Genomic DNA, 15,652 nt, shown 5'->3' with positions numbered 1-15,652 from the left:
AAATAAGATAAAGCCATACATCCTCATTTTTATAGATCATTCTGTGTTGCTATTAGGGTGAATATTGATGTCTAAATTACTGTTAGTAATTCAACATATTTAAAAAGGCTTTTGCCCGTTCAGTCTGTGGATGCTCAAAAAATTGTTCAGGTGTGGCTTGCTCAATAATTTTGCCTTTATCCATAAAAATAATTCGGTCTGCGACTTTTCTGGCAAAAGACATTTCATGAGTCACGATCAACATGGTCATTCCTTCATGTGCAAGTTTTAAAACCACATCTAATACTTCACGGACCATTTCAGGGTCTAAAGCAGCGGTGATTTCATCTAGCAGAATAACTTGAGGCTGCATCACCAATGAACGCACAATTGCGATACGTTGCTTTTGCCCACCCGATAACTGTCGCGGATAATCTCGCTTACGATCGTATAAACCGACACGTTTCAATAATTCGTCTGCGACTTTCTCAGCTTCAGCTCTTGTTCGTTTTTGAACTTTTAAAGGGCCTAATAAAATGTTATCAATCACATTCATATGCCCAAAAAGTTCATAGTTTTGAAACACCATGCCAATTTTTTGACGTACATCCACCCACGCTAAATCTTTGCCCAATACACCTGAGCCAGCTAAATTGATTGTGCCACCCTGAATTTTTTCCAAGCCATTGATACAACGTAACAATGTGCTTTTCCCACATCCCGATGGACCAAGGATCACCACGACTTCACCCTGTTTTACGTCCAAATCTATGCCTTGTAAAATATGACTTTCTGCAAATGATTTCTGTAAATGTTGTATAGATAACAAAATCATGATTACTCCCAAACTTTTTCTAAATGCGTCGCTAAACGGGATAAGGGATAGCAAATGATGAAATATAAAATAAAGATCAAACCATAAATCCAAAGAGATGCATTCGGAACAATTAACAGCGAATTCTCAATAATTTGCTGTCCAACTTTAATCACTTCGACCACGCCAATCAGCACAGCCAAGGAGCTGGTTTTAATCATACGCGTGAATAAATTGATTGCGCCCGGTGTGACTCTTTTTAAACTCTGCGGGAAAATCACATAGCTCAAAGTTTGCATAGGACTCAGGCCAAGTGCATGTGCAGAATCGTGTTGATGTTGATCTATCGATGTGATGGCAGCACGAACTAGATCGCCCATTTCAGCTGTGCCCCATAATACAAAGACCACAATACATACCAGTACCGCTGAGAGCTGCCAGTTAAACCATGTTGCAAAGCCAAAATAGAAAACAAACAATAAAACCAGAATTGGAATAATCCGAATCGCTTCTAAATACAATCGACACAAACTTTTAATCAGTAAATTTTTTGACGTCATAATGACACCGAAAATCGTGCCAAAAATTGCTGAAAAAAATACTGATATAAAGGCAATTTTTGCAGTAACCCACAGCCCTTCCAGTAATCGTGCAAGATGACTGGGTTGAAACAGATAATCAAATTCCATGGCTCACCTTCCGACTGCGGTATTCCAGATAACTGGTGATAATAGACACAGGCAATAAAATAATCAGATAAGACATGATCAAGAGAAATAATGCTTCTGTGGTTTTATAATCCATACCAATTAAGTCTTTGGTGACAAACAATAGTTCCACCACTGCAATGGCACTTACCACAGAACTTTCTTTAATCAGAAATAAACAATTTGCACCAATTGCAGGAATTGAAATTGCTAGAGCTTGAGGGAAGATCACATATTGAAAAACTTGCAGTGGATTCAGTCCTATACTTTCACCTGAATCAATTTGCCCTTTGGCCACAGCTTGTAAACCTGCACGAAAGGCTTCAGCCATATAGCTTCCACCTAGAAAAGTTAGACCAATGACCCCACAGGTAAATCCATCAATTTTAATCCCCAGTTTTGGTAAACCGTAATAGAGAAAAAATAACTGAATCAATAAGGGCGTATTGCGTGATAATTCAATGTAAATTTTGACAATTTTGTCAAAGACCCGTACCCGATAGGTAATGAGAATACTGCAAATTAAACCAACCAATATTGCGAGAATAATACTGATGATTGAGATTTTGAGTGTGGTCACCATTGCTGAAGCAAACTGTGGCATCACACTGTAGATATATTGCCAATTCAAAGAAATCGTCCAAAATAATTATTTTATTGTTACGCTCTAAAGCAGAAAAAATGATTTGGAACCATCTTACAGTGAGAATTTTTTCTAAATAAATATGATTATCAGATAAGCTTTTCTATAAAAATAATGCTGGATAATACTTACTTTTTTGTGAGAAAAAATCAGCGAAGTTAAAATTGAATATTCATCAACCCCAAGCAATTATTCGACATTCACTACGTCTAACAATTCCATACATTCAGCACAGAATATGACAGATTCATTCTCTAAACTTTGGATTTGCAGTTCATAAACAAACCCTGTCAACGTGCGATTACAGCCATCACACTGTTGCAGGTTGAAATGACAAATAAAATCAACATGCTGGTAAATATAATATCCATCTGTATATTTCTTCATGTTCTTCTTTCTAAAGCTTCGGTTATTTTAATTATTTTAATGTTTTTAGCCCTAGAATAGATGTTCTAATCCTTGCTCTGCGACAAGAATAGACGTGTAAAAAAGGATAAAACTCATTTTATTTAAATTCCAACTCAATCAATCGTGTACTATTATTTCATCAATATTTCTATAAAAATTCAGATAATAAAAGGAAAAAAATGGGACATTACTCAACACTTTTGATTTCATCCGATCTCGATAGAACTATTGGGCAAATGGATGAAAATGAAACCTATCAAGAAGTTAAATACTCTATTCTGTTATTTTGGTTGGCCTTATTTAAAGTTGAAGACATTACCGCTATTCAAGATGAAGATGACTTAACCTATTACGTCTTTCGTGCAACGATCTTAAAAAGCTGTGAAACGTTTAAATCCAGACTCAACATATGGTCAGCACTCTATAATGATGAAAAAGTAGCAATTTTAGCTCAATCATTTTTACAATATTTACAACGTACTCCAACATTTTCAGTCGAGTTAAACATTACTGATATTATGGGAATGATGATTGATCCATTTAGCATAGAAACTAGAAATGAAATGGTGGATATGATCCATTTCATCGAACAAAAACATCGAGATCCCAAAAGTCCATCACCTTCAAAATATTGGCTGCCAAAATCTTTCGAACTTAATACACCCCAAAATCGATATTTAGATATCGATGGTTTTGGAGAGTCTTTACTCCCCTGTTTTGAGGTCGATAAATGGTTAAGTAACAATGAAAAGACACAACAGCCTGTTAAAAACAAACTCAATGCGTCTTTTGATGAGGTCCATTTTTATCGAATGCTGCTATCCAAAGCTGAAATCTCACCAAACAGTTCATTCGGTTTTAAACATCGGTTTTTAATTCTGACGCGAATTAAAAATAAGGAATTACGCAAAAGGCTCTTTCAAATATTCTTCTTTAATGAAATCCTATTTTTCTGTTTATTATGGCTTAGTCTAAGTTTAATTAGCATCTTTTTTCTTTTTAAAATTAGCACTTTTTCCTATTTAGAGATAACTGGCATTATTATTGGGCTTATTGCATTTAGCTATTTTATTTTTCGTAAAATAGCCAAGAGAATCAATATATTCAACCAACTAAAATCATCAATCTAAATTTCAGGTACAAAAAAACCGCAACGTATGCGGTTAATTCTTCAAGTTGGTGCGCTCAGAGAGATTCGAACTCCCGACCCCTTAGTTCGTAGCCAAGTGCTCTATCCAGCTGAGCTATGAGCGCAATACTTGTGTTGCCAAAAGGCATTCGTTACATCATGATTAACTTATTGGTGCGCTCAGAGAGATTCGAACTCCCGACCCCTTAGTTCGTAGCCAAGTGCTCTATCCAGCTGAGCTATGAGCGCGTCATAAGTAATCGTTGGCGGTGAGAGAGGGATTCGAACCCTCGATACAGTTACCCGTATGCATCCTTAGCAGGGATGTGGTTTCAGCCACTCACCCATCTCACCGTAACGAGCCGCCATAATACAAACTAAAACCCGATTCGGCAAGTGATGACATTAAAAAAAATAGAGAAATTTACTCAATTAAATACTTTTTAAGCGATTTTCATCATTTTGTTGTTTTTTTATGCTGCAAAACAATCACAATCTACAAATACAAATAAAATTTCTCTAAAAATTAAATTAAAAACACAATATTGCAATCAATTACGTGCAGTATTCCACTGTATGTCTTATGCTAATCCTATCTTCTGACTAGAAACCAAATACATCATGAAAAATTGGGTCGATCCTGAAGCCAAAGCTGAAGCTGAGCGTTACGACAATCCCATTCCAAGTCGTACGCTTATCCTAGAAATCATTGAACGAAAACAAGAAGCATTGTCACATGCAGATCTTGTTGAACTGCTTGAAATTGTCGATCAAAAAAGTATAGATGCGCTCAGCCATCGTTTAAGTGCAATGGTCCGTGATGGTCAGTTGATGAAAGATGGTTTTAAATATCAGCTGATGGCCGATCAACCTACCCTAGACGCTACTGTTTATGTCAACGCTAAAGGTTTAGGCGTTGCAAGCTTAGATGGGAAGAAAGATGAGTTCCTTCTGCCTGAGCGCGAATTACGTCAAGTCTTCCATGGTGACCGCGTTAAAGTCCAACAAACTTCTGTAGACCGTAAAGGTAAAGCTTGGGGCTATATTACTGAAGTGACTCAACGTCGAGTTAAACAACTGATCGGTAAAGTTGCAGAATTTGAAGGTGAATACTTTATTCAACCTGCACCGCCCAATGCGCATCAACCCATAACTTTAGAAAAAGAACTGATTGAACATGCCAAAGCCAAAGTCGGCGATGCATTACGTGTTGAAATTGATGACTATCCAACACGAGATGAATTTGCGACAGGTCATGTGATTCAATCAATGGCGGATAAAGCCGATACTGAAATCATTATCCCGCAAACCATTTTAGAATATGGTTTACCTTATGAATTCCCAGAAGAAGTCATCAAAGAAGCCGAAGCGTTTAAAGAACCCTCTGCAAAGGATCGTCAAGGTCGTATAGATTTACGAGATTTGCCTTTAGTTACCATTGATGGTGAAGACGCACGTGACTTCGATGATGCAGTCTATGCTGAAAAACGCCCTGGTGGTGGCTATCGTGTCGTTGTCGCAATTGCAGATGTCAGTCATTACGTCCGTGTTGGTAAACCTTTAGATGATGAAGCGCAAGAACGTGGTACATCCGTGTATTTCCCACACTATGTATTACCCATGTTGCCTGAAGCACTTTCAAATGGCTTATGTTCTTTAAATCCACATGTTGACCGTTTATGTATGGTGTGTGATTTAAATTTAAGTCGTGCTGGTAAAGTGACTAAATTTGAATTTTATCCATCAGTGATGCATTCAAAAGCACGTTTAACCTATACCCAAGTTGCACAATATTTAGATGGCGACAGCAATGCGATTCCTGAAGACCGTGATGTCCGTAAGTCAGTTAATACGCTCTACCAATTGTATGAAACTTTAAAAGGTTTACGTGCACAACGTCATGCAATGGAATTTGAAACCGTTGAAACCTACATGACTTTTGATGAATTGGGTGGAATTAAAGAAATTTTACCGCGTTCACGTAATGTTGCGCATAAGCTTATTGAGGAATGTATGTTGCTTGCTAACGTTGCAGCAGCAGAATATTGCTTAAAAAATGAAGTTCCAATGTTGTATCGTGTGCATGAAGCACCAGAGTTTTCACGCATTCAAAAAGTAAAAGACTTTGTAAAATTATTGGGCTTTAAATTCCCTGACCAACCAACACAAGCCGATTATCAAACGGTGATTGAAGCAACCAAAGATCGTATTGATGCACCAAGTATTCATGCAGTGTTATTACGTTCAATGATGCAAGCCTACTATGGTCCAAAAAATGTGGGGCACTATGGCTTGGCTTATGAAGCATATACCCATTTCACTTCACCAATTCGTCGCTACCCTGACCTGCTATTACATCGTGCGATTAAAGCCAGTTTAACCAACAAAAAGTATCCTCTTTCAGGTGCGGCTTTAGAAGATGCGGGTGAACATTTCTCTGCAACTGAACGTCGTGCAGATGAAGCCTCGCGTTCGGTTACTTCATGGCTGAAATGTCACTATATGCAGCAGCATTTAGGCGAAGAATTTGTTGGTGTGATCAGTGCAACCGCTGAATTTGGTTTATTTGTAACCCTAAAAGACTTATATGTGGATGGTATGATTCACGTGAGTCAATTGGGCGATGACTACTTTGTTTATGATCAAGTTAGTCAAAATTTAGTCGGTCAAAATCGTGGTCAAGCATTTGGTTTGGGTGACGAAGTCAAGATTAAAGTTGCTGGGGTTAACCTAGAAGAACGTAAGATTGATTTTGAATTGTTACAACAACTGTCGCATGCGGGCCGTGTAATCCGTAGTCGTGCACCACGTGTTGCAAAACCCGTTGCCAAAGAAGAAGTTTTTTCTGAACGTCCTGTCAAAGTTAAATCTGAATCTGACAGTGGGAACGCCAGCGAAGATGGGGAACGTCCCATTCGAAAGAAAAAGCCCAAAGGAAAACCCAGCTCTTACAATAAAAAACCTGGAAAAAGTACTGCAACTCAGCCTGAAACAAAGGCTAAAGATAAAGTGAAGAAAAAGGCTAAAGCAAAAAAGAAGAAGTCGAACGCAAAAGCAAAGACTGAGTAATTTTGACTTACCGCAAAATCAGAGAGTTTCGGCTCTCTTTTTTATCATTAAAATTTTAAATTTGAATATTTAAAATGGCATCCTCTTTGAGTAGCTCAACCAAATAATTTAAATCATCAAGGCAATTAAAATTCAGCTCGGAACTTTTAAAATTCTTCCAAGTAATATTTAATGGCCTACAAATGGGTCTTAAATTTTCTTCTGTTAAACAATTGCTTAAAGCTGAGGTGTTATATCCCATATAACCCAAAATGCCACAAACTTGTTCCCCAATATAACAATAAAGATCACTTTCCGAATGTATGTAGTTTCCATCTAAAATAATATGGCTAACTTTTGAGATACTTTCATTTATGTGTTGATTGAAATTAACCTTATAAGCAACATTTAACCAACATTCCTTTTCAAACTCATTTAACTCAAACCATTGTTTTAGAGAAATTTTATTTTCAGAATATTTTTTTAAAAATTGATTTTGTTTTAAGAAAAATGTAGTTTTTTCACTTAATGATGGCTCCTGGTATTCTTCATCTCCATCATAAGTAAAGTCATAAACGATCAGATCAGCATTCTTATAATTAAACTCATAAGAAAAATCTAAATCGTTAGAAAATTCTTTGTCCCCCACCCTCAATTCATACGTCAAAACAAAGTAGAGATGGTCTATTTTTCTATGTCTTTTCAGTAAATGCAGCTTATCCATTTCATCTAAAATTTTAGAATTTATGCAATTTTTAAAATTAATTTGATTTGCCGTTACTTCAAAGTCATAAACCTCTATCAAATAAATATGTTGCTCTTCTGGTTCTTGTTCAGGATCAAAACTTACTACTTTTAATAAATACTTTTCTTGTACCCTCATAGAGTCTTCCTTGTTTTATAATGCATGCATAGCGACTCAAATAACTCTAGAAATAACAGCATGAAAATTAAAAATATACCATCACTCTTAATCCTGTTACTCAGCTGTGTAGCTTCTGCTGAAACCATCACTTTTAAAACCCAAACTATTCCCCCTAAATACACAAACTTTTCAGGAAATATTCCCTTTATCCAAGGCAAAGGTTTTGAAAAAATCAACCAACAAATCACACACGAACTTTTGGCAGATGATGCTACACGTATCGACTTTAGTTCAGGAAAGATCTATCAGGATCAAAACTATTTAAGTGTTTATACCCATTTAGAAATTGAAGGCGGACAAAGCTATTATCGTGAAAAGTATTATGTGATCGATTTAGAGAATAGACAGTTCGTAACATTGCCACAAATACTGCAAAAATATCAATTGTCCGCAGCGCAAATCTCAAATGAAATTGCTCAGCAACTTGACCCATGTATTGAAAATAAAACCGCAACGCTTTCTAAAACGGCTAATGACTGCGATAGCGCAGATCTGCAATACCTATACCGATACTATGCTGAAGATCGAAATTTTATTGCGCTAAAAAATGCAAATGGCTTTTATCTTAAAAAAGATATTTTAGGCATCAGTTTTGATGCGGGCGCATACTCTATCCCATTTGAATACAATTTGAAAACCAAACAAGTCCATTAACATCTGTGTTAATTTTATTGTCACACCTTGATTTCCCCTGCCAGAAGCCCTACATCTATCTATAACTTAAGAAATGATTTGGCATAAAGCTCATGACACTAGAACAGGCAACGTTGCCAGTACCGCAATTTGATCAAATTAGTTTAGATCAACTCAAACAAAATATTGAAAAAGCCATCCAAGACGGTCAAAACTTTTTAAATGACTTGGTACAAGTCCCTGAAAGCATTCAACAACAACTTGCAGTGATCGAAAATGTAGATTCACTTGAAAATAACATGAGTGAATCTTGGGGAATTTTGTCACACCTCAACGCAGTGATGAATAACACTGAAACGCGTGAAGTCTATCAAGACTTATTACCAAGTTTAAGTGAATACTACACTCAGATCGGTCAACACGTTGCTTTGTTCCAAACTTATCAAAATGTTTATGATCATGCGATTTTTAGCGACTTGCCAACGGCGCAACAAAGTGCAATTAAACTGGCTTTACGTGATTTTAAACTTTCAGGTGTTGCCCTTGAAGGTGAAGCTAAAAAACGCTATGCAGAAATTTCAGCACGATTATCACAACTGTCTTCTGATTTTTCTAATCATGTTTTGGATTCAACCCAAGCCTATAGCAAAACTTTAACCACGGATCAGCTTAAAGGTCTACCGCAAGGCAGTATTGAATTACTCAAACAATACGGTCAACAACGCGAACTAGATCAGCCAGTTGCTACCTTAGATATTCCATCTTATTTGGCCATCATGACCTATGCAGAAGATCGTGCGCTCCGTGAAGAAATCTATCACGCTTATGTTACACGCGCCTCAGATCAAGCCAGCGATACGCAATTTGACAATGCACCCGTAATGGTTGAAATCCTCAGCTTACGTCAGGAAATGGCCAAGCTTTTAGGTTTTGACAATTTTGCTGAATATTCGCTTGCTTCAAAAATGGCACCCGATGTGGCCACTGTTGATCAATTTCTGGTTGATTTAGCAGAACATGCACGTACACCTGCATTAAATGAAATCGAAGAACTCAAAACTATTGCCAAACAAGATGGCATAGATGAGCTAAAACCTTGGGACAGCAGTTATTATTCTGAAAAACTAAAAGTTCAACAGTTCAACCTTTCTCAGGAAGATTTAAAACCATACTTCCCTGCGCCTAAAGTGATTCAAGGCTTATTTAATGTGGTCAATCGTTTATATGGAATTCAAGTTATTGAACGCCAAGCACCACTTTGGCATACAGATGCCCATTATTATGAACTAGAAGATCAAGGTACTGTGATTGGTGGCTTTTACTTTGATCTCTATGCGCGTAACGGTAAACGTGGTGGTGCATGGATGAGTGGTTTCCGCTCGCGTATGCAAACCGAAACGGGGTTACAAAAACCAATCTGTTATATGGTTGGGAACTTTACCCCACCTGTCGGTGATCAGCCTGCCCTATTAACGCATGATGAAGTGAATACCTTATTCCATGAGTTTGGTCATGGCTTACACCATATGTTGACAGAAGTGGACAATATTGCAGTTGCTGGAACACATGGTGTTGCATGGGATGCAGTAGAGTTACCTAGCCAGTTTATGGAATTTTGGACATGGGATACTGAAAGCTTGGCTTTAATCAGTGAACATATTGAATCTAAAAACACACTTCCTGAGCATCTTTTAAAAGCATTACTCGATGCTCGTTTCTTCCAGTCAGGTATGCAAACTTTACGACAAATTGAATTTGCACTGTTCGATTTAACCATTCATAAACTTACACCTGCCCTAAATGCTGAACAAATCCAAGCAACTTTAGATGATATTCGCCAGAAGTATGCGGTTTTAGCAACAGCACCTTATAACCGCTTCCAGAATGGCTTTAGCCATATTTTTGCGGGCGGTTATGCTGCCGGTTATTATTCTTATAAATGGGCAGAAGTTTTAGCAAGCGATGCTTTTGACCGCTTTGAACATGAGGGTGTGTTTAATACCCAAACTGGACAAGAGTTCCGTAAGGCAATCCTTGCAGTTGGCGGAAAAGATACAGCACTTGATGCATTTATCAATTTCCGTGGTCGTGAACCTAAAATAGATGCATTATTACGTCATCAAGGTTGGACGAATAGCTAAAAAAACGCTTAAACTAACGGCCAAAATTGTTTAAAGTGTGGTGGGTGTATGAATATTAGACGTCGTTTCATTGCTGGTGCAAAATGTCCAAAATGTGAAGCGATGGATCGTATTGTTATGCTCACCCAAGACGATGCGGAATGGATTGAATGCATCGAGTGTGGATATTCTGAAAATCGCCCTACTCATGTAGATGCGCCTGAAGAACCTGCTATACCTGATGAAATTGGGGTCATTCAATTCAAGCCTCGCTCTTCAAAATAGATCGGACCGAATAAAATGCATATAGAACAAAGAAACAATTCAAAATTAATGTGGATTATTGCTGGTGGTTTGGGGGCAGTTATCGTTTTAATTGCTATTTTTTTCTGGTTAAATAACACCTCTGAAAGCACCCAAATCAATGAGCAATTGAATCAACCAACACCTACTACGAAGAAAGTGGAAGCAACGGCTCCGCCTGTGGCAACGCCTGTTGAACAAAGTGCTGCTTCAGAGACTGCCAATGTAGAATTGGTCAAAGAATCCATTTTAAAAGATAAAATCCCTGAAAATACCAGTTTAGCTAAAGAAGAAGTGGCTAAACTAGAAGATATCCAAAAACAACTCGATGATCAGCAACAAAACCTCAAGTCTCAACATGCCGATGCAGATCAATTGATTAAACTTAAGGAAGAGCAAATCAAGCTACTTCAACAACAAATAGCTGCACAAAATCAATAATTTTTGCCCATACGCAAAAATGACGATCTGATACCAGAAAAGCCTTAACCTATTTATAAGTTAAGGCTTTTTTCAATTTCAACTATAGATCCTCCAATATTTTAAAGTGAGTCCAATGATTGCTGTGTTGATTTTTTCCATTGGATTGGCTTTTGGATAATTTGCGCCAATAAAATTCCACAGAGTGTTAAACCACCACCAACCAAATGAAAAACTTGTAAATGTTCACCCAATAGCACTACGGCAATTAAAGCTGTAAACACTGGCAATAAATTCATAAAAATACTATTTTTATTGGGTCCCAAATGTCTTACACCTTCAATCCATAAATAAGACAATAAAATCGATGAGAAAATACTGGCATACAAAATCAAAGGAACGGTCTGTTGATTCAGTTGCATTTGTGATGCGGGTAAAAAGATAAAAAACGGCAAAACATATAAGATGGCAAAGGTCGACATGACAAAATTCGATTGCCATGCTGGGATCGGCATTTTCCAACGTTTTAACAGCACACCATATAAAGCGTAGCCGATTGCGGCAAGCAACATCAAGCCATCTCCAAGATGCATACCTTGGCTAAAAACTTGGGCAATATGCCCATGACTCAATAAATACAAAATGCCATAGAATGATAAGAAGCCTCCGATTACTAAGCCGTAGCTAATCTGATCTTTTAAAATCCATGTACTTAAAATAATCGTCAATAATGGAATCAATGCCGTCACAATCGCCATATTGGTTGCTGTCGTGGTTGTCGCTGCTTGATAAGACAAAAATTGGAATAAGGATACAGAAAGAAATCCACCTAAAGCCAAATGTTTCCAATACTGGCGAATAAAATGGCGATTTTTCCAACTGGGAATCAATACAAAAGTACTCATCACCGCAAGCGCAAAAACCAAACGATAAAATGTAATCGCTATAGGTGAAATTGCATGGCTTGCCATTTTAGATACAATTACATTTCCAGCCCAAAATAAAATGGCGAACAATGGGTAGAAATAAGCTTTTTGAAACATGCTGCTCTGCCTATACAGAAAGATTCAACCATGTTAAAAAATAATCATTTTGAACTTGTACGATAAAATGACAATAACTATCGCATAAAGGACATTATGATTGAGAACTAAGCAATTCCACGAAGGTGTGATTGGCAGTGCCATATTGATTGAGGACTAAATCATGGGAAATAATTATGATCATGGATTTTTAGATTATCCAATTTATGCTTTTACTGAAAATTATTCCCATGGACATATCGAAGATTGGCATAGCCATGAACGTATCCAACTGATTCATACGCTTTCTGGTGTTCTCCGTATTCAAACGGCAGAAGGAACATGGGTCACGCCACCGGGACGCGGTGTATGGATTCCAGCATATAAGGCCCATGCTCTTCTGATCAGTGGTGATGTACAAGCTTATGGTGTATTTATTGAGCCAGACGCACGTTCAAAATTAGTCAATGAGTGCCGTGTCGTCACGATCTCTCCCCTTTTAAAAGAACTTATCCGCTCAGCAATGCAGATACAATCGACGATTCACCCACAAAGCCGTGAAGCACGATTGCTTGAATTGATTTTAGATGAGATGGAACTTCTTCCTGTTCTACCATTTAGCTTACCTGAGCCACAAAATATTAAATTGCAAAGGCTCTGTGCTGAAATTAAATATGATCTCAGTCAAACATGGACACTCGAACATGCCGCCCAATTTTTACATGTTAGCTCTAAAACGCTCAGTCGGCATTTTCAGAAAGAAACCAATATGCATTTTAGTCATTGGGTACGGCAGGCAAGGCTAATGCAGGCCATGACTGATTTGGCAATGAATAAATCTATTTTCAATGTTGCACTTGATTTGGGCTATGACAGTGCCAGTGCATTTAGTGCCATGTTTAAACGTGAAACCAGTTTAACGCCGAGTGAGTACATTCAGCAGTTTCAATTTAAAGATCACTAAATCTATTCAAAGCCACAGACAGAAAAAAAGCGCCCGAAGGCGCTTTTTAGACATTCAATTATTTACTGGCATACCAGTCAAACAAGTTAAACATGTACGGCGCATAGGTCACAATCACCAATGCGGAGAACAGCACCACGATTGGCAAGATCCAACGCTCATAACGATAGTAGAAGCTTGTATATTTGGCTTTTGCCTCAGCATCGGCGGCGGCAACTTCTGCATCACCGACCGAGAGCCTGGTCAGTAAATGGTTGAGCGCAACTGGTGGCGTAACATAACCAAACTCAAATGCAACCAGTACAATCATCCAGAAGTGAATCGGATGGATACCATTTTCAAATGCAACTGGCGCAATCGTCGCAGCAACAAGAATCACCGCACCAAATGGATCTGTTGTCATACCAATTAATGCAAGTAACAATGCCATAAAGCCAAGTGTCACCAAGATACTACCCAAATGCGTTGGCACCATGGTCACGATCTCACTGCGTTCAATCAGACCACCAACACTTGCAGACAATGCCATTAGAATAATTAACGCACCAATATGACCAACACTTTCAGATGTTGCAAAACGAATTGCGCTACGGAAGCCACGTTTCGTTTCAGCGGTATCACCATGCTCACGTAAGTATTCAGAATTTTTTTCATGCTCTAGAGCAAGTGCTTTATTTGGGTTTTCTGGTATCGGTAATTTATTACCAAATAACTTATCAAATAAAATAAATGCCAATAACATGATTGGAAGAATTACAGGGGCGGTAAATTCATCCATTTTCGTGTCCAGACCAAACTGATAGAAGCCAATTACGACAGCAACAATCAAGATATATGGAAGCACAGGAACGAAAGCACGCAACATACCAGGGACAGCAGTTTTCGGTGAGTTAATACGGAACTTATTCTCAGCAAGGAATAACGACACCCCTAAGAAAATAAATGCGGTTAACCAGAATACATAAATACCATGATCAAATAGCTCGTCTGAAGTTACATGACGGCTATCCAACATGGAAATTAAGATCACCAATAGACACGGACGTAATACAACACCCAGTGAACCTGACATTGCCGAAACAGCAAGTGCATATTGACGACGAGCACCTGAATTCCACACTTCTTTGTAGATAATTGCACCAGCAGCAACAACGAAGATTCCCGAAGCGCCTGTATATGCTGTTGGAATTGCAGCACCGATCAAAATGATCCACGTCAATGTTTCAGGCGCTAAGTTCCAAGGACGAAGAATCGCCAAGAAAAGATCCATCACACGTGTTTGGGTCAATAACATACCCGCCCAAATAAACAGTGCTAAATTAAGGAAGATATTTGAAAATTCAGTCAACAAGCCAAGGTAAATACCTTGCCCCATTGGGTAGTCCATAAAGAAAGTAAATGCAATACCTGTCACAATTGCCATAAAGGCATATAAAGGTATGCTCAGCAGCGCAAGGCCAAATTTACCGCCTTCTTCAGCATTTTCTGGGGTACGGAATAATTTAAACAGGCTGATGACTGTCAAGACAACGAACAGGATCATCCATAACCAATAGACCCCAATCGTTTCAAGGGTAGATTCAACACCAGAATTGAGTACTGAACGATATTGGCTAATGACCGAGAAGCTCAGTAAGGCATTCCCCAGTACCATCGCAATATTATAAACTTTAAAATCAAGCTTAGTACGCGCTGGACGTAGCCCAATATGATGCATCTTCAATGATGCTGTAATTGCAGCAATCACCACCATCAAAATCAGAATGAGTACACGATGTTCAGAGCCCCATTTCAATATCCAGAAGAAACCCGTTTCCATCGAACGATATGAACGAAGGGATGGATGATCTTCCATATGTTTGATCGATTTATCATAGAACGCATATTTCTGTTCACAATCCGTTTGAGCTGAAACGAATGAAGCGCGAACATCTGCTTCTGGCGTTAAACCAAAAAATGCCGCATCAGGATCACTGGCTTCCTGTTGCATTTTTTCTTTGACAAGCTTATCGATATCTACATTGCGGTCACATGAAGGTTTGTTGGGCTCAGCACGTAAAAAGGAATATTGCATTCCTATTTTTTCGTCTCCATATAGGCGTTCACCTAAACGAAGCATTTGCCCATGAATCATATCCCCTGTCCCAATGATCAAGGTCAGGAGAAGCAGAATAAGGATGGAAAAGGTTGAGAACCACTCATTCCAGAGATAACTGAGTAGACCTAATCCCGATCTATTATTTACAGGTTCTTGCATTGTTATTCCAGTTTTTATAACCAGTGTACAATCGCTTGCACAGCTTATCTTTTATTATTAGGTGAGAGGTAAAATCCTTTACCAATACCCATTCCTATCATCACCACTCAAATTTGCCCTAATTTTCCTAAGAAAAACATGACAAAGATTAATTTTTTTGGCGAGCTTTTTGTCAACTCATCTATAGTCTTATCATTAAATGTGAAAAAACAACTAAGTACTTATATTTTTTACAACTAAAATTGATGTAACATTCACATAATTAACCACAAATGAGAAT

General features: G+C 38.0%; 13 protein-coding genes and 3 tRNA genes. 7 read left to right on the top strand and 9 right to left on the bottom strand.

Translation table 11 applies throughout. The features are described from left to right. Positions 1-82: 82 nt before the first annotated feature. From ACG9ZL_RS01345 to ACG9ZL_RS01335, 3 genes are read right to left on the bottom strand one after another with little or no spacing between them, the layout of a single operon-like run. Complete coding sequence (locus tag ACG9ZL_RS01345) at positions 83-814, bottom strand: amino acid ABC transporter ATP-binding protein (protein WP_336953514.1); 732 nt, start codon at positions 812-814, stop codon at positions 83-85. Positions 815-816: 2 nt separating this feature from the next. Then, positions 817-1,482, bottom strand: a complete 666-nt coding sequence (locus tag ACG9ZL_RS01340) for an amino acid ABC transporter permease (RefSeq protein WP_336953513.1) — start codon at positions 1,480-1,482, stop codon at positions 817-819. Then, complete coding sequence (locus ACG9ZL_RS01335; RefSeq protein WP_419358788.1) at positions 1,472-2,131, bottom strand: amino acid ABC transporter permease; 660 nt, start codon at positions 2,129-2,131, stop codon at positions 1,472-1,474. The genes ACG9ZL_RS01340 and ACG9ZL_RS01335 overlap by 11 nt, the downstream gene beginning before the upstream one ends. 656 nt (positions 2,132-2,787) lie before the next feature. Between ACG9ZL_RS01335 and ACG9ZL_RS01330 the strand changes: the two genes are divergently transcribed. Then, positions 2,788-3,681: a hypothetical protein gene (locus ACG9ZL_RS01330; RefSeq protein WP_419358786.1), complete on the top strand. Its 894-nt coding sequence runs from the start codon at positions 2,788-2,790 to the stop codon at positions 3,679-3,681. Positions 3,682-3,728: 47 nt separating this feature from the next. Here the strand turns inward: ACG9ZL_RS01330 and ACG9ZL_RS01325 are convergent. From ACG9ZL_RS01325 to ACG9ZL_RS01315, 3 genes are all read right to left on the bottom strand, one after another. Further along, positions 3,729-3,805, bottom strand: a tRNA-Arg gene (locus ACG9ZL_RS01325). A 47-nt stretch (positions 3,806-3,852) separates the two neighbouring features. Beyond that, positions 3,853-3,929 (bottom strand) — tRNA-Arg (locus ACG9ZL_RS01320). Between the two features lie 15 nt (positions 3,930-3,944). Next, positions 3,945-4,034 (bottom strand) — tRNA-Ser (locus ACG9ZL_RS01315). A gap of 264 nt (positions 4,035-4,298) precedes the next feature. On the opposite strand from ACG9ZL_RS01315, the gene rnr reads away from it, so the two are divergent. Then, positions 4,299-6,749, top strand: a complete 2,451-nt coding sequence (gene rnr, locus ACG9ZL_RS01310; protein ID WP_336953603.1) for a ribonuclease R — start codon at positions 4,299-4,301, stop codon at positions 6,747-6,749. Positions 6,750-6,804: 55 nt separating this feature from the next. Here rnr and ACG9ZL_RS01305 read toward each other — a convergent pair whose 3' ends face one another. Then, positions 6,805-7,611: a barstar family protein gene (locus tag ACG9ZL_RS01305; protein ID WP_419358784.1), complete on the bottom strand. Its 807-nt coding sequence runs from the start codon at positions 7,609-7,611 to the stop codon at positions 6,805-6,807. A gap of 60 nt (positions 7,612-7,671) precedes the next feature. Between ACG9ZL_RS01305 and ACG9ZL_RS01300 the strand changes: the two genes are divergently transcribed. From ACG9ZL_RS01300 to ACG9ZL_RS01285, 4 genes are all read left to right on the top strand, one after another. After that, positions 7,672-8,307, top strand: a complete 636-nt coding sequence (locus ACG9ZL_RS01300) for a hypothetical protein (protein ID WP_336953508.1) — start codon at positions 7,672-7,674, stop codon at positions 8,305-8,307. Positions 8,308-8,399: 92 nt separating this feature from the next. Continuing rightward, positions 8,400-10,427 (top strand): M3 family metallopeptidase, encoded by a 2,028-nt coding sequence (locus ACG9ZL_RS01295; protein WP_336953507.1) that lies wholly within the window; start codon positions 8,400-8,402, stop codon positions 10,425-10,427. 54 nt (positions 10,428-10,481) lie between these two features. Further along, positions 10,482-10,691, top strand: a complete 210-nt coding sequence (locus ACG9ZL_RS01290; RefSeq protein WP_419327730.1) for a YheV family putative zinc ribbon protein — start codon at positions 10,482-10,484, stop codon at positions 10,689-10,691. A gap of 15 nt (positions 10,692-10,706) precedes the next feature. Beyond that, a complete protein-coding gene (locus tag ACG9ZL_RS01285) occupies positions 10,707-11,150 on the top strand; it encodes a hypothetical protein (RefSeq protein WP_336953506.1) in 444 nt (147 codons plus the stop codon). Positions 11,151-11,251: 101 nt separating this feature from the next. Here ACG9ZL_RS01285 and ACG9ZL_RS01280 read toward each other — a convergent pair whose 3' ends face one another. Further along, positions 11,252-12,172 carry a DMT family transporter gene (locus ACG9ZL_RS01280; RefSeq protein WP_419358782.1) on the bottom strand — a complete coding sequence of 307 codons (921 nt, stop codon included), beginning with the start codon at positions 12,170-12,172 and terminating at the stop codon, positions 11,252-11,254. 163 nt (positions 12,173-12,335) lie between these two features. Between ACG9ZL_RS01280 and ACG9ZL_RS01275 the strand changes: the two genes are divergently transcribed. Beyond that, entirely contained in the window at positions 12,336-13,115 is a 780-nt protein-coding gene (locus tag ACG9ZL_RS01275; protein ID WP_419358781.1) for an AraC family transcriptional regulator, read from the top strand. A 58-nt stretch (positions 13,116-13,173) separates the two neighbouring features. On the opposite strand, the gene ACG9ZL_RS01270 is transcribed toward ACG9ZL_RS01275, so the two are convergent. Then, positions 13,174-15,372, bottom strand: a complete 2,199-nt coding sequence (locus ACG9ZL_RS01270) for a TRAP transporter large permease subunit (RefSeq protein ID WP_151956994.1) — start codon at positions 15,370-15,372, stop codon at positions 13,174-13,176. Positions 15,373-15,652 lie beyond the last annotated feature (280 nt).

This window comes from Acinetobacter legionensis (assembly GCF_048551735.1).
GTDB lineage: Bacteria > Pseudomonadota > Gammaproteobacteria > Pseudomonadales > Moraxellaceae > Acinetobacter.
This window is presented reverse-complemented; position numbering and strand designations above follow the sequence as displayed.

Bases quoted from the DNA above. Each gene is read 5' to 3' on its own strand.
- ACG9ZL_RS01295 (WP_336953507.1), top strand. From the start codon at position 8,400: ATGACACTAGAACAGGCAACGTTGCCAGTACCGCAATTTGATCAAATT.
- ACG9ZL_RS01275 (WP_419358781.1), top strand. From the start codon at position 12,336: ATGGGAAATAATTATGATCATGGATTTTTAGATTATCCAATTTATGCT.
- ACG9ZL_RS01280 (WP_419358782.1), bottom strand. From the start codon at position 12,172: ATGTTTCAAAAAGCTTATTTCTACCCATTGTTCGCCATTTTATTTTGG.
- ACG9ZL_RS01300 (WP_336953508.1), top strand. From the start codon at position 7,672: ATGAAAATTAAAAATATACCATCACTCTTAATCCTGTTACTCAGCTGT.
- ACG9ZL_RS01340 (WP_336953513.1), bottom strand. From the start codon at position 1,482: ATGGAATTTGATTATCTGTTTCAACCCAGTCATCTTGCACGATTACTG.
- ACG9ZL_RS01270 (WP_151956994.1), bottom strand. From the start codon at position 15,372: ATGCAAGAACCTGTAAATAATAGATCGGGATTAGGTCTACTCAGTTAT.
- ACG9ZL_RS01330 (WP_419358786.1), top strand. From the start codon at position 2,788: ATGGATGAAAATGAAACCTATCAAGAAGTTAAATACTCTATTCTGTTA.
- ACG9ZL_RS01285 (WP_336953506.1), top strand. From the start codon at position 10,707: ATGCATATAGAACAAAGAAACAATTCAAAATTAATGTGGATTATTGCT.
- ACG9ZL_RS01345 (WP_336953514.1), bottom strand. From the start codon at position 814: ATGATTTTGTTATCTATACAACATTTACAGAAATCATTTGCAGAAAGT.
- ACG9ZL_RS01305 (WP_419358784.1), bottom strand. From the start codon at position 7,611: ATGAGGGTACAAGAAAAGTATTTATTAAAAGTAGTAAGTTTTGATCCT.